General features: G+C 70.3%; 11 protein-coding genes. 5 read left to right on the top strand and 6 right to left on the bottom strand.

The features are described from left to right. Positions 1 to 234: 234 nt before the first annotated feature. The 4 genes from ACIPJ2_RS12990 (at position 235) to ACIPJ2_RS12975 (ending at position 4,154) form a co-directional block, all read left to right on the top strand. Positions 235 to 1,167: a hypothetical protein gene (locus ACIPJ2_RS12990; protein WP_402729162.1), complete on the top strand. Its 933-nt coding sequence runs from the start codon at positions 235 to 237 to the stop codon at positions 1,165 to 1,167. 125 nt (positions 1,168 to 1,292) lie between these two features. Then, the gene (locus ACIPJ2_RS12985; RefSeq protein ID WP_281267288.1) at positions 1,293 to 1,853 is read left to right on the top strand and encodes a YceI family protein; all 561 of its coding nucleotides are present in this window, start codon (positions 1,293 to 1,295) and stop codon (positions 1,851 to 1,853) included. 709 nt (positions 1,854 to 2,562) lie between these two features. Further along, positions 2,563 to 3,129, top strand: coding sequence for a TIGR03086 family metal-binding protein (locus ACIPJ2_RS12980; protein ID WP_402729161.1), 567 nt, complete (start codon positions 2,563 to 2,565; stop codon positions 3,127 to 3,129). Beyond that, positions 3,126 to 4,154 carry an aldo/keto reductase gene (locus ACIPJ2_RS12975; RefSeq protein ID WP_402729160.1) on the top strand — a complete coding sequence of 343 codons (1,029 nt, stop codon included), beginning with the start codon at positions 3,126 to 3,128 and terminating at the stop codon, positions 4,152 to 4,154. The genes ACIPJ2_RS12980 and ACIPJ2_RS12975 overlap by 4 nt, the downstream gene beginning before the upstream one ends. Before the next feature lie 72 nt (positions 4,155 to 4,226). Here the strand turns inward: ACIPJ2_RS12975 and ACIPJ2_RS12970 are convergent, their stop codons facing one another. Beyond that, positions 4,227 to 5,153 carry an oxygenase MpaB family protein gene (locus tag ACIPJ2_RS12970; RefSeq protein WP_402729159.1) on the bottom strand — a complete coding sequence of 309 codons (927 nt, stop codon included), beginning with the start codon at positions 5,151 to 5,153 and terminating at the stop codon, positions 4,227 to 4,229. Positions 5,154 to 5,223: 70 nt separating this feature from the next. On the opposite strand from ACIPJ2_RS12970, the gene ACIPJ2_RS12965 reads away from it, so the two are divergent. Further along, the gene (locus ACIPJ2_RS12965) at positions 5,224 to 6,909 is read left to right on the top strand and encodes a long-chain-fatty-acid--CoA ligase (protein WP_402729158.1); all 1,686 of its coding nucleotides are present in this window, start codon (positions 5,224 to 5,226) and stop codon (positions 6,907 to 6,909) included. Between the two features lie 265 nt (positions 6,910 to 7,174). Here the strand turns inward: ACIPJ2_RS12965 and ACIPJ2_RS12960 are convergent, their stop codons facing one another. The 5 genes from ACIPJ2_RS12960 to ACIPJ2_RS12940 are packed head-to-tail and all read right to left on the bottom strand — an operon-like array spanning position 7,175 to position 12,881. Then, on the bottom strand, positions 7,175 to 8,137 hold the full coding sequence (locus ACIPJ2_RS12960; protein ID WP_402729157.1) for an EamA family transporter: 963 nt from the start codon (positions 8,135 to 8,137) through the stop codon (positions 7,175 to 7,177). Continuing rightward, positions 8,134 to 10,131, bottom strand: a complete 1,998-nt coding sequence (locus ACIPJ2_RS12955; RefSeq protein WP_402729156.1) for an amino acid transporter — start codon at positions 10,129 to 10,131, stop codon at positions 8,134 to 8,136. Before ACIPJ2_RS12955 ends, ACIPJ2_RS12960 begins: the two co-directional genes overlap by 4 nt. A 46-nt stretch (positions 10,132 to 10,177) precedes the next feature. Next, a complete protein-coding gene (locus tag ACIPJ2_RS12950) occupies positions 10,178 to 11,026 on the bottom strand; it encodes an ABC transporter permease (protein WP_281267281.1) in 849 nt (282 codons plus the stop codon). Further along, entirely contained in the window at positions 11,023 to 12,024 is a 1,002-nt protein-coding gene (locus ACIPJ2_RS12945; RefSeq protein WP_402729155.1) for an ATP-binding cassette domain-containing protein, read from the bottom strand. The genes ACIPJ2_RS12950 and ACIPJ2_RS12945 overlap by 4 nt, the downstream gene beginning before the upstream one ends. Positions 12,025 to 12,083: 59 nt before the next feature. After that, on the bottom strand, positions 12,084 to 12,881 hold the full coding sequence (locus ACIPJ2_RS12940; protein ID WP_402729154.1) for a hypothetical protein: 798 nt from the start codon (positions 12,879 to 12,881) through the stop codon (positions 12,084 to 12,086). Between the last annotated feature and the right edge of the window lie 25 nt (positions 12,882 to 12,906).

The raw sequence follows: 12,906 nt of genomic DNA, 5'->3' as shown, positions 1-12,906 counted from the left end.
GGCGCGGGGTGCGGGCGGGGGTGGTGCGTGCGGGGGGGTGGTGCGTGCGGGGGTGGTGCGTGGGCCGCGGTGTTCGCGAGCGGGCGAAATACCCGCGCTGACCGCGTTCCGACCCCTGGTATCTCGCCCGTTCGCCGAGACGGGCAGGCCTCCACACGCGGGCGACGCCCGCGACCATCCACACGGGAGGCTCGGCTCGCCCCGACGACGCCGACTCGCCACGAGCATGTGGGGATGACCGCCAGACGCAGACTCCCCGGAGCGCTCCGAGACGCATCGTTCCGCGTCCGTGACGCGCTGTACCGAGGGGTGCCCCGTGGACGCCTCGACGCCAAGGACCTCGTCCGGCCGTTCCACGGGATCCGGTCCCCGACGACCCCGGTGCTGGTGGACGAACGAGCCCGCGCCCTCGCTCCGCGGCTCCGGCGGGACCAGGTGTTCAGCCACGTGACCGCCGCGGCGATCATCGGCGTACCACTCCCCCGCCGCTTCGAGCGCGACCGACGACTCCACGTGACGACCATCGGCGTCGATCAGGCGATCCGGGTACGTGGCTCGGTGGGACATCGGGCCCGGGCCGGCACGGTGCGACGGACGATCTCACGAGGGGTCCCGATCAGCGACCCCGCAGACACCTTCGTCGCCCTGGGGACGATGCTCACGGTCGACGAGCTCGTGATCGCCGGCGATGCCCTCGTCGGGTGGCTCGGTTGGCTCACGCTCGAAGAACTGACCGCAGCGGTCCGCAGACGACGTCGCATCCGGAGCATCCGAAAGCTCCGTGCAGCACTCGCCGAGATCCGACCGGGTTCCAGGTCCCCCGGCGAGACGCGAACCCGGCTCGCCCTCGTCCGCCGAGGCTTGCCCGAGCCTGCACTCAACCACGACGTCATCGTCGACGGGCAGTGGATCGCCTGCGTCGACCTCGCGTACCCGGAGGCACGCGTCGCGATCGAGTACGAGAGCGATCTCCACCGAACGGATGCCAGGTCGTTCAAGAAGGACCTCACGCGTGGCGAGAACCTGAAGGACGTCGACTGGTGGCTCGTCCGGGTCACAGCAGACGACGTCGGAGCGCTCATCGAGCAGTTCGTCGCACGCGTCAGACGGTTGCTGTCGGTCGGCACTGGTGGTCGGCACGACACACGCACGGCGACACTCGGGTGAACATTGGTTGACGCTTCAACCAAATGGGTGCACAATGGCGTAGCATCAACTCAGATGCGGGCGCATGGACCGGGGATCCGGTCGCTCGCGTCACCACGACTCACTCGTCCTGGAAGGACACCACAATGTCGCTCACCGCAGAAACCGTTCCCGGCTACCGCACCGGCACCTGGAAGATCGACCCGACCCACTCCGAGGTCACCTTCTCGGTCCGCCACCTCGCGATCAGCAAGGTCAAGGGCAAGTTCGAGACCTTCGACGCGACCGTCGTCACCGCCGAGAACCCGCTCGAGTCCACCGTCGAGGCGTCGATCGACGTGGCCTCGGTGAACACCGGCCAGGAGCAGCGCGACCAGCACCTCAAGACGAGCGACTTCTTCCTCACCGAAGAGCACCCGCAGCTCACCTTCCGCTCCACCGGCATCGAGGCCAAGGGCGACGACCTGCACATCGCCGGCGAGCTCACCCTCCGCGGCGTCACCAAGCCGGTCGTCCTGAAGGCCGAGCTCGGTGGCTTCACGACGGACGGCTACGGCCAGGTCAAGTTCGGCGCCGAGGCGACGACCAAGATCGACCGCACCGAGTTCGGCGTGAACTGGAACGCAGCCGTCGAGGCCGGTGGCTTCACCCTGGGCAACGAGGTCACGATCAACCTCGACGTCCAGTTCGTCCTCCAGGCTGCGTGAGTCCGTCCCGGACCCTCGCTCCCTGACAGGGGAACCGAACCGCACAACACTGCAGCACCCGAGACGAAGCCCCGGCACCGCCCCATGGCGCCGGGGCTTCGTCGTGCCCCGCCGCGACGCGTGCAGGGGGACGCACTCAGACGCGTCCAAAGGCGCTCCCGCGGGCGCTCCCGCGCGCTCACCCGCGCGCTCACCCGAGCGGGCGAAATACCCGCGTGCTCGCGAGGCGATCCCTGGCATTTCGCCCGCTCGACGACCACGACGGCAAGCTCCCGTTGCCCGTGCTCACGAGCGGGCGGATTCGAGCGGTTCCCGAGCGGTGCTCCCCGGGTATTTCGCCCGCTCGGCGGCAGACGGTCTGCAGTCGTCGCCGGACGAACACGAGCGGGCGGAAGGGTGGGGTCCCGCGCGAGGATTCCCGGGTATTTCACCCGCTCGACCGGGACGCACCCGCGCTCACGCCAGCACCCGCACCCGCACCAGCCCCGCAGCCGCACCAGCGCCGGCGTACGTTGGGCTCGGACCCTCCCACCTACGCCCGCACCCACGCACCTACGCACGCACCCACCCCCGCACGCACGCACCCACCCCCGCACGCACGCACCCCCGCACGCACGCACCAAGCGCACCCACGCCCCCGGGAATCCGCGAAGGCTCCCCGAGGTTGCACGCCACACATCGCCGAACCGTGACGAACAGGAGCACCACCATGGCCACCGACTGGATCGCGCTGCAAGCCGTCGCCGCAGCCGAGTTCGGCCGCCGCGTCGCCGCCGTCTCCGACTGGGACGCCCCGACCCCCGACTCCGAGTGGACCACCAGGGACCTCGTCGCGCACGTCGTCGACGAGCAGCGGTGGATCCCACTCCTCCTCACCGGATGCGACTACGCCCAGGCCGAGGCCGATCTCGAACCCGTCGGGGACGACCTCGTGGCCGAGTGGGAGCGCTTCGCGGGCGCCGCCACCGAGGCGTGGCACCGCGCCCCGCAGGACACCCCGGTCCACCTCGCGACCGACGTGGTCAGCGCCGCGGAGTACCTCGCCGAGCAGACGAGCGACATCACGATCCACACGTGGGACCTCGCGCGGGCGACCGGCACGGACGAGCAGCTGCCGGACGAACTCGTCGCGGCGGTGTGGCACCACTTCGAGCCGCAGATCGAGTCACTCGCCGAGACCGGCCTGTACGCAGCACCCGTCGAGGTCGGCGAGGACGCACCGCTCCAGGTCCGCCTCCTCGCGGTCACAGGCCGCGATGCCAGGGTGAACGCATGACCCCGACCCACCCGACGAACAGCACCGACACGAACGCCAACGCGAGCACCACACGACTCGGCGCCACCGGCCTCGAGATCAGCAACGTCATCCTCGGGATGATGTCCTACGGCGACCCGACGAAGGGCTCGCACGCGTGGAGCGTCGGCATCGACGAGGCACGCCCCTTCGTCCGGCACGCGTTCGACAAGGGCATCACCACCTTCGACACCGCCAACGTGTACTCCGACGGCTCCAGCGAGGAGATCACCGGCATACTCCTGAAGGAACTCGCCCCGCGAGAGGACGTCCAGGTCTTCACGAAGGTCTTCAACCGGATGCGCCCTGGGCCCAACGGCGCCGGGCTCTCCCGCATGGCGATCATGCACGAGATCGACGCCTCACTGACCCGCCTCGGCACGGACTACGTCGACCTGTACCAGATCCACCGCTTCGATCCGCAGACCCCGATCGAGGAGACGATGGAGGCGCTGCACGACGTCGTCAAGGCCGGGAAGGCGCGCTACATCGGCGCGAGCAGCATGTGGGCGTGGCAGTTCGCCCAGATGCAGCACACCGCCGAGCTGCACGGCTGGACGAAGTTCGTCAGCATGCAGGACCAGTACAACCTCCTCGAGCGCGAGGAAGAGCGCGAGATGCACCCGTTCTGCGCCGCCACGGGTGTCGCGGTGATCCCGTGGAGCCCGCTCGCCCGCGGCAAGGTCACCCGCCCGTGGAACGCTCAGGGCTCCGGCACGCGCGCCGACACCGACGAGTTCGGCAAGACGCTGTACCGCCAGGACGAGGACGCGAACCACGCGATCGTCGACGCCGTCGAGTCGATCGCGAGCGACCGCGGCGTCAGCATGGCGCAGATCGCCCTGGCGTGGGTCGCCGGCAAGGACGCGGTCACGGCCCCGATCGTCGGCGCGACGAAGGAGCACCACATCGACGACGCGGTCGCCGGTGCGTCGATCGTCCTCACGGACGACGAGGTGACGCGACTCGAGTCCGCGTACACGCCCAGGGTGCCGTCCGGTTTCTGACGCACCCACCAGACGGACTGGAGGCACGGTGCGGGCCCGCACCGTGCCTCCAGTCCGTTGTGTGGCTGAGTCTCAGGCCGCTGGTTCCTCGGCCTCGCGCTCCAGCCGTGCGATGCGCCGGAGCGCTGCGCGCTCCGTCCCCGACTGGTTGCCGAGCACGCCGCCGATGCCGTCCAGGACCATGCCGGTCGCGCGTCCGACGGGCAGCTCCACCGGGCCGATCGCCGCCTGACGCAACCCGAGCATCGAGCGGTGCCGGGGGTCGAGGGTCGACACGGCACCCTGGAACAGCGCCTGGTAGCCGGGCCGCAGCATGCGGGCGAGGGGCGGGTTGCGAATGAAGCGGACGACCTCGCGGGTGCGCGGTGTGACGGCCAGCTCGCCGCGGTCGAGGTACCCGTCCATCTGGGCGCGGAGTTCGGCCTCGCTGCGCGGCGGGTCCTCCACGCGCATGAGTTCGCCGGCGGTCGCCCACTCCCGGACGTAGGCGTCGGCGCCTCCCGGAATCGGGTCACCCCACCGCTGGGCGCTCCTGAGGAACGCGTCGGTGAAGGCGAGATGCACCCACCGCGCCAGGTCCGGGTCGTTCGCGGTGTAGTCTCGCGTCACCCCGTGCCCGTCGACGTACTGGCCGTGGACCTTCTCGTGCAGCCGGAGCACCCACTGGCTCGCTCCCCTGGCCGTCGCGGTGTCCCCGTGCGACACCGTGTAGATCCAGCGGATGGTGCCGGCGAGGCGGCCGAACGGGTCCTCACGGTAGCGGGAGTGGTCGGCCACACCCGCGAGCGCCCCCGGGTGCAGCGCCTGGACGAGGAGCGCACGGACACCGGCCACGATCGTGTGGTTGCCGCCGTGCACGGACCAGGTCGCCGACCCCGGTCCGAAGAAGCCGGCGTCGGTGCCCTGCTCGAGCTCGTCCACCCACTCGGGTCGACCGGTCGTGCTGCCGGTGAACGTGGCCTGGAGGCGGGAGCGGAGTGCACCGGTGACGAAGGACATGTCCTCATCGTGCGCCGTCCGGCGGGGTGTGTTCCCAGCCCGCGGTCGGGCACCCCGCTAGGTTGGGCGGGTGAGCATCGACACGCCCCGGCCCTGGCTTGCCGCCTACGCACCAGGAGTGCCGCACGACATCGAGGAGCCCACCGGGTCGCTCTTCGACCTCGTGGAGCAGTCCGCGAAGCGGTTCCCGAAGAAGGTCGCCCTCGAGTTCTTCAAGCGCACGACGACGTACGCCGCGCTCGAGGACCAGATCGTCCGTGCGGCGAACGGCCTCCGCAAGCTCGGCGTGACCGCTGGCGACCGGGTGGCACTGGTCCTGCCGAACTGCCCGCAGCACGTCGTGGCGTTCTACGCGGTGCTGCGGCTCGGGGCGATCGTCGTCGAGCACAACCCGCTGTACACGCCGCGCGAGCTCCGGCACCAGTTCGAGGACCACGGCGCGACGGTGGCGATCGCGTGGGACAAGTCCGTCGCGACGCTGCAGGAGTTCCCCGCCGACGTCCGACTGGACGCCATCGTGTCCGTCGACCTGACGAAGGCGATGCCTCGGAGCACCCGGCTCGCGCTGACGCTTCCCGTGGCGAAGGCCCGGGAGTCCCGCGCGAAGCTGACGACGAAGGTCCGCGGCACGACGAAGTGGGACGACCTGGTGTCCTCCCGCCGGCTGTCCCGCAAGCACGTCCGGCCGTCCACCGACGACACCGCGCTCATCCAGTACACGTCCGGTACCACCGGGACGCCGAAGGGTGCCGTCCTGACGCACCGCAACCTCATCGCGAACGCGGCGCAGTCCCGTGCATGGGTCCCGCAGATCCAGCCGGGCGACGGCAGCGTCGTCTACGCGATCCTGCCGATGTTCCACGCCTACGGACTGACGCTGTGCCTGACCTTCGCGATGAGCATGGCCTCGCGGTTGGTGCTCTTCCCGGCGTTCGAACCGGATCTCGTGCTCACCGCGATGAAGCAGCACCCGCCGACGTTCCTGCCCGCCGTGCCGCCGATCTACGCCAGGCTGCAGCATGCCGCCGACTCCAAGAAGGTGTCGCTCAAGGGCATCGAGATCGGGATCTCCGGGGCGATGGCGCTGTCGAAGGACGTCGTCGAGCCGTGGGAGGCGCGCACCGGCGGGTACCTGGTGGAGGGATACGGCCTGTCCGAGTGCTCCCCCGTCATCATGGCGAACCCGGTGTCCGACGCCAGGCGGCTCGGCACCATCGGCCTGCCGTTCCCCTCGACCGAGGCCCGTGTCGCGGACCCGGACGAGCCCACCCGGGTGCTCGGCACGGACGAGCCGGGTGAGCTGCAGGTCCGCGGGCCGCAGGTGTTCAGCGGCTACTGGGGGAAGGCCGAGGCCACCGATGAGGTCTTCACCGCGGACGGCTGGTTCCGCACCGGGGACATCGTCGCGATCGACGCCGACGGGTACGTGCGGATCGTCGACCGGCTCAAGGAGCTCATCATCACGGGCGGCTTCAACGTCTCCCCGACCGAGGTCGAGGACGCCCTGGTGAAGCACCCGAGCGTCCGCGAGGTCGCCGTCGTCGGCATCACCCAGGCGGGCAACGAGCAGGTCGTCGCCGCGGTGGTGCCGCGCGATCCGTCCTCGTTCGACGCCGAGGCGCTCCGCGCCTACGCCCGCGAGCACATGGCGGCGTACAAGGTGCCGCGGCGGATCGTCGTCGTGGAGGACCTGCCCCGCTCGATGATCGGCAAGGTCCTGCGGCGCAAGGTGCGCGACCAGATCCTGGGCGAGTAGGCGCGCGGGGGCGGGCGCGCGGGGCCGACTCGGAACGACAGACTCGCTGTCGTACGACATCGAGCATGTCGCTCCCACGCGTCCGCAACATCCGGCCCGCGCAACGAACGACAGGGTCGTCGTCGTACGACAGCGGCGTTGTCGTTCTGAGTCGGAACCGCATGGACACGCCGAGTCCGGAACCGCATGGACGCGCCGAGTCGGAACCCCGGCCGCCGCGCCGAGTCCGCAACCGGGCACGCGCCGAGTCAGGACGCGCGAGCGCTCAGCGCCGCGGCGCCCGCCCGGGCACCGCGAGCAACGCCAGGCCGAGCACGACGAGCACGATGCCGCCCCACCCGACGACCCCGAGGTGCTCCCCGACGACCAGCACCGCGAGCACCGCTGCCACGACGGGCTCGAACAGCGACAGCAGCGTCGCGGCCGACGCCGTCACCGTCCTGAGCCCGACCGCGTACAGCGAGTGCCCGATCACCGTCGGGACGAGCGCCAGGTAGAGGAACACCGGCCATGCCGACGGCACGACGAGGTACTCGTGACCGGACACCACGACGAGCACCACGAGCGGCACCGCGGCGAGCCCGAACACCGCGCCGACGAGTCCCCGTCCGTTCGGCCCGACACGCGAGACGATCTCGGCCGTCGGCCCACCGGGCACCGGTGCCCGGAACGTGCCCATCCCGCGGGCGATCGCCCACGAGTACAGCGCATAGGTCAGTCCGGCGAGCAGCGCGGCTCCGAGACCGATCGCAAGTGACCCGGACGAGCTCGACGACGAGCGGGAGAGCGTCACGACGACCATCCCGATGACGCTCACGACCGTGGCGAGGACCCACCGCCGCGCCACGGGACGACGCTCCGCGACCCACTCGACGAGTCCGGCGAACACGGGCGACGAGCCGATCGCGATGGTCGTCCCCAGCGCCACACCCGCGTCGGCCAGCGCCGCGTAGAACGCCACCGCGTACACGGCGAGCGCCGCTGCCCCCAGCCAGACCCAGCCCCGCGTCCCCGGAGCGACCATGGCACGGAGCGTGGCACGACCGGCCAGGCCGGCGAGCACGAGGCCACCGAGGCCGAAGGTCACGGCACCGAACACGAACGCGGGCACGCCGGGAGCGAAGTGCGTCGCCGTCCCGGTGGTCCCCCACACCGCCGCGGCGACGACGACGACGGCGATGCCGCCGACCGGGTGGGAGGCTCGGCCCGCGTCGACCGCGCCCGTCACGACACGTGCACGCTCGGTCGGCGGTTGACCTCGGGTTCGGCCTCGCGCAGGACCTCACGCGTCACCGGAGCGACGTCGCCGACGCCGGTGAAGACGAAGCGGATGGCGTTCCGGATCGGGCTGCCCTCGTTCCACTCGAAGTAGATGCTCGGCACCACGCCGGCGATGTCCCGGATCGCGAGCAACGTCGACGCGATGGTGTTGGGCACGTTGCCGGATCGCACCCGGAGCACCCGGAACCCGTGCACCACGTGCCCCTCGACGACGAGGTCCTCCTCGAAGTCGGACGAGTCGGCCGGGAGCACCTCGAGGAACATCGTCGGGACGCGGGCCGGGATGCCGGAGTCGCGTCGTTCCTCGCGTCCCTTCGACCGGTAGGCGGCCGCCGTTCCCGCACCCGGTTCGTTGGCGATGATGCACACCGAGCTGAACTGGTCGGCGTCGGCCTCGACGAACTGCCTGGCGGTCGCGTCGAGCTCGATCGACGACGCCCGGAGCTCGAACGACCGTCGCACCCGGGACACCAGCGACACGACCACGATCGCGATGATGAAGACCGCGGCGATCCGCACGCCGTCCGGGCGTTCGATGACGTTCGCGATGGTCGTGTAGACGAACACCACGGCGATGATGCCGAAGCCGATGGTGCGTTTCTTCTGCTGCTTGCGCCGGGCCGACAGGGTCACCGCGACGGCGGCGCTCGTGATCAGGACGAGCACGCCCGTGGCGTACGCACCGCCCTGCGCGTCGACGTTGGCCTGGAAGATGATCGTGATCACGAAGGCGATGAGCGTGAAGATGATGACCAGGGGCCGGGTCGCCCTCGCCCACTGCGGCGCCATCCCGTAACGGGGCAGGAACCGGGGCACCAGGTTGAGCAGTCCGGCCATCGCACTCGCGCCGGCGAACCACAGGATCGCGACCGTCGAGAAGTCGTACACCGACCCGAACACGCCGCCCAGGTACTCGTGCGCCAGGTACGCCAGCGCGCGTCCGTTCGCTCCGCCGCCCGGCTGGAACTCGTGCTGCGGGATCAGGAAGGTCGTGACGATCGACGAGGTGATGAGGAACGTGCTCATGATCACCGCGGCGACGGTCAGCAGCCGCTTGGTCCCGCGGATGCGGCCCTCGGGGCGGGGGCTCGTGCCGTCGGCGGCGTCACCGCGGACCTGCGGCATCACCGCGACCCCGGTCTCGAACCCGGACAGGCCGAGCGCGAGCTTCGGGAACACGATCAGCGCGATCCCGATCATCACGAGGGGGTTGCTGTGCTGTGCGGTCAGTCCGCTCCACCAGTCGCTCGCCACGGTCGGGCGCTCGAACACGTGCCAGAGCGAGACGGCGACGACGACCGCGTTGAGCGCCAGGTACACGGCGACCAGGCCGACCGCGATGCCGATCGCCTCCTTGAACCCGCGCAGGAACACGACGCCGAGCAGGAGCAGCAGCGCCAGGGTCAGCGGCACCGGGATCTCGGTGAACCAGTGCGGCGTGAACGGGTTCTCGGCGATGTGGGCCGTGGCGTCCGCGGCGGACAGGGTCATCGTGATCATGAAGTCCGTCACGGCGAACCCGAGCAGGACCAGCACGAACAGCTTGCCGGCCCACCAGGGCAGGAGCTTCTCGAGCATCATGATCGATCCGGCGCCGCGGAAGCTGTCCTGGGCGACGCGGCGGTAGACCGGCAGCGCGCCGAAGAGCGTGACGAGGACGAGCACGATGGTCGCGATCGGCGAGAGCAGCCCGGCGGCGAGCGCCGCGATGGCCGGCTGGTAGCCGAGCGTCGAGAAGTAGTCGACACCTGTGAGGCACATGACCCGCCACCACGAGTGGGTCTTCTCGACCTCGACCTGGTGCGGACCCTGGTGGGACGCCCCCTGATCGGAGCCCTGCAGCATCCACCGCCGGACCCGCGTGCTGCGGTCCGGACGGGGCTCGGTGGCATCGCGGGCGGCAGCCTGTTCGCCGGCACGCTCGGCATCTGTCGCGGTCATGGGCCCTCTCGCGTCGACGGTTCGACACGATCGTAAGCCGCCGCGGCTACTTCGAACTGATCCGCGTGTACTTGTTCACTGCCCACGGCACGAACACGACGAGCATGACGGCGATGCCGATGAGCACCGTGGTGATCGGGTGCTGCATCGTCCAGATGTCGGGCACCGGTGCTGACCCGACGTTCCCGAAGAGCTCACGGGCCGCTTGCACGAGGGAGGACACGGGGTTCCACTCCGCGAACACGCGGAGCACGAGCGGCAGCGTGTCGCTCGGGACGAAGGCGTTCGAGATGAACGTCAGCGGGAACAGGATCATGAACGACGCGTTGTTGATCACCTCCGGCGTCTTCACGCTCATGCCGAGCAGTGCCATCACCCAGCTGAACGAGTAGCTGAAGAGCAGCAGCAGCGCGACGCCGGCGAGGAACTCCAGCGGTGAGGAGTTCACCCGCCACCCCACGAGCAGGCCGGTGAGCATCATGATCACCATCGAGATCGTGTTGAGGACGAGGTCGCTGTTCGTGCGGCCGACGAGCACCGCGGACGACGACATCGGCAGCGTCCGGAACCGGTCGATCAGCCCCTCCTTGAGGTCCTGCGCCATCGCGGAGCCGGAGAACGTCGCGCCGAACACGACGGTCTGGGCGAAGATCCCCGCCATCAGGAACTGCGTGTAGTCGGTGCCCTGCACGGCGATGGCCCCGCCGTAGACCTGGCTGAACAGCAGCACGAACATGATCGGCTGGAGCACGGCGAAGACGAGCATGTCGGGCGAGCGCTTGATCTTGATGAGGTTGCGCTTGGTGACGGTCCAGCCGTCCTCGAACCACACCGCGACGGGTGAGGTGACGACGACCGGCAGCTGCCGGCCCGGCGTGGTGACGACGGCGGTCATCGTGCCGCCTCCTTCTGCTTGGCGGCCGGCGCGTCGTCGGCATCGTCCTCGGTCGCGGCGTGCCCGGTGAGCCGGAGGAACACGTCGTCGAGGGTGGGGCGGCGCATGCCGGCGTCGTGGAGTTCGATGCCGGCCTCGCCCAGGTCGGCGAGCACGCGCTGCAGCGCCGTCGGGCCGGCTTCCACCGCGATCGCGTGGGTGCGTCCGTCGCCGGATGCCTCCACCTCACCGACGCCGTAGCGCCGGAGCACGGTGACCGCGGCGTCACCGTCGGTCTCGTCGACCAGCGTCACGACGACCCGGTGTCCGCCGACCTGTGCCTTGAGCTGGTCGGCCGTGCCCTCGGCGATGACCCTGCCGTCGTCGATCACCGCGATGTCGTCGGCGAGCCGGTCGGCTTCCTCGAGGTACTGCGTCGTCAGGAGCACGGTCGCGCCGTCGGCGACGAGTCGCTCGATGATGCCCCAGAGCGACAGTCGGCTGCGGGGGTCGAGCCCGGTCGTCGGTTCGTCGAGGAACAGCACGCTCGGGTTCATCACGAGGGCACCGGCGAGGTCGATGCGCCGACGCATGCCGCCGGAGAAGCCCTTCACGGGGCGGTCCCCCGCCTCGGACAGGTCGAACACGTCGATGAGCTCGCGGGCCCGGGCACGGGACGCCCTGCCACCGAGGTGGTACAGCCGGCCGATCATCTCGAGGTTCTCGAACCCCGTGAGGTTCTCGTCGACCGCGGCGTACTGCCCGGACACCCCGATCGACCGACGGGTCGCCTGGGGGTCCCGCACGACGTCGACCCCGGCGATCGACGCCGTGCCGCTGTCGGGCTTGATGAGCGTCGTGAGCACCTTGACCGTCGTGGTCTTGCCGGCGCCGTTCGGCCCGAGCAGCGCCGTGACGGTGCCCTGCGGCACGGACAGGTCGAGTCCGGCCAACGCGTGCACCGGCCCGGACTTCGATCGGTAGGTCTTGGTCAGCCCGGAGGCTTCGATGATGGCCATGCCGCTCCCTCGTCGAACATGGAATGTATCAGTGGTCCGGAAGGGAGAAGGACGGACGATCAGATGTCGAAGCCGCCGAAGTCGCCACCGAAGTCGTCGAACCCGCCGCCACCACCAAGGTCGGAGCCGCTGTCCCACGACGCGTTGTCGAACCCGCCGCCGTCGGATGCGCCGCCGTCACCGGAGTCGCCCCCAGTGTCCCCCGAACCACCGTCACCCGCATCCCCGGATGCGTCGGTGCCGCCGTCGAAGCCGGACGGATCGGGCAGGAACGCACTCATCAGCGTCGAACCGATGACGTACCCGGCGACGGTCCCGAGGATCGACGCACCGAGCATGCTGCCGAACGACGGCCCCTGACGCTGGCCGAAGGCACCGCCGGCACCGCCGCCCATCCCGCCGAGCGACCGCTCCATGAACCCGGGCTGTCGGATCTCGGACCGCGTGGCCGACTGCGCGAGCGATCGCGGGTCGTTGCCACGGGGTGCGTCGCCGGCCGGAGCCGTCCGGGTGAACTCGTCGTAGACCATCTGGCGCTGCTCGGGCGTGAGCCGTTCGAATGCCTCGGCGTGCACCTCCTCGATCCGCTCCGGCGGCGCGGTGCGCAGCAGGTAGCGGTAGCGCTCGACGGCCTGCTGGTCCTCGGTCCGAGCACCAGGACCGGAGGCAGCACCAGGACCGGAGCCAGCACCAGGACCGGAGCCAGCACCAGGACCGTAACCGCCGGGAGCGCCGCTGGCGGGCGGGGCCGTGTCGTACGACTGCTGCCCGTACCGATAGCCCTGCTGCTGCTGCGCGTTCCACCCCTGCTGCTGCGATCGGTCTTCGCGGCCGAGCAGTCGGTCAAGGAATCCCATGTCGATGCTCCCAACGTGATCCGGG

Source organism: Curtobacterium sp. NPDC090217, from assembly GCF_044746705.1.
Classification (GTDB): Bacteria; Actinomycetota; Actinomycetes; order Actinomycetales; family Microbacteriaceae; genus Curtobacterium.
Note: the sequence above shows the minus strand (reverse complement) of the source record. Positions and strands in the feature narration are given on the sequence as shown.

Bases quoted from the DNA above. Each gene is read 5' to 3' on its own strand.
- ACIPJ2_RS12990 (WP_402729162.1), top strand. From the start codon at position 235: ATGACCGCCAGACGCAGACTCCCCGGAGCGCTCCGAGACGCATCGTTC.
- ACIPJ2_RS12985 (WP_281267288.1), top strand. From the start codon at position 1,293: ATGTCGCTCACCGCAGAAACCGTTCCCGGCTACCGCACCGGCACCTGG.
- ACIPJ2_RS12980 (WP_402729161.1), top strand. From the start codon at position 2,563: ATGGCCACCGACTGGATCGCGCTGCAAGCCGTCGCCGCAGCCGAGTTC.
- ACIPJ2_RS12975 (WP_402729160.1), top strand. From the start codon at position 3,126: ATGACCCCGACCCACCCGACGAACAGCACCGACACGAACGCCAACGCG.
- ACIPJ2_RS12970 (WP_402729159.1), bottom strand. From the start codon at position 5,153: ATGTCCTTCGTCACCGGTGCACTCCGCTCCCGCCTCCAGGCCACGTTC.
- ACIPJ2_RS12955 (WP_402729156.1), bottom strand. From the start codon at position 10,131: ATGACCGCGACAGATGCCGAGCGTGCCGGCGAACAGGCTGCCGCCCGC.
- ACIPJ2_RS12950 (WP_281267281.1), bottom strand. From the start codon at position 11,026: ATGACCGCCGTCGTCACCACGCCGGGCCGGCAGCTGCCGGTCGTCGTC.
- ACIPJ2_RS12945 (WP_402729155.1), bottom strand. From the start codon at position 12,024: ATGGCCATCATCGAAGCCTCCGGGCTGACCAAGACCTACCGATCGAAG.
- ACIPJ2_RS12940 (WP_402729154.1), bottom strand. From the start codon at position 12,881: ATGGGATTCCTTGACCGACTGCTCGGCCGCGAAGACCGATCGCAGCAG.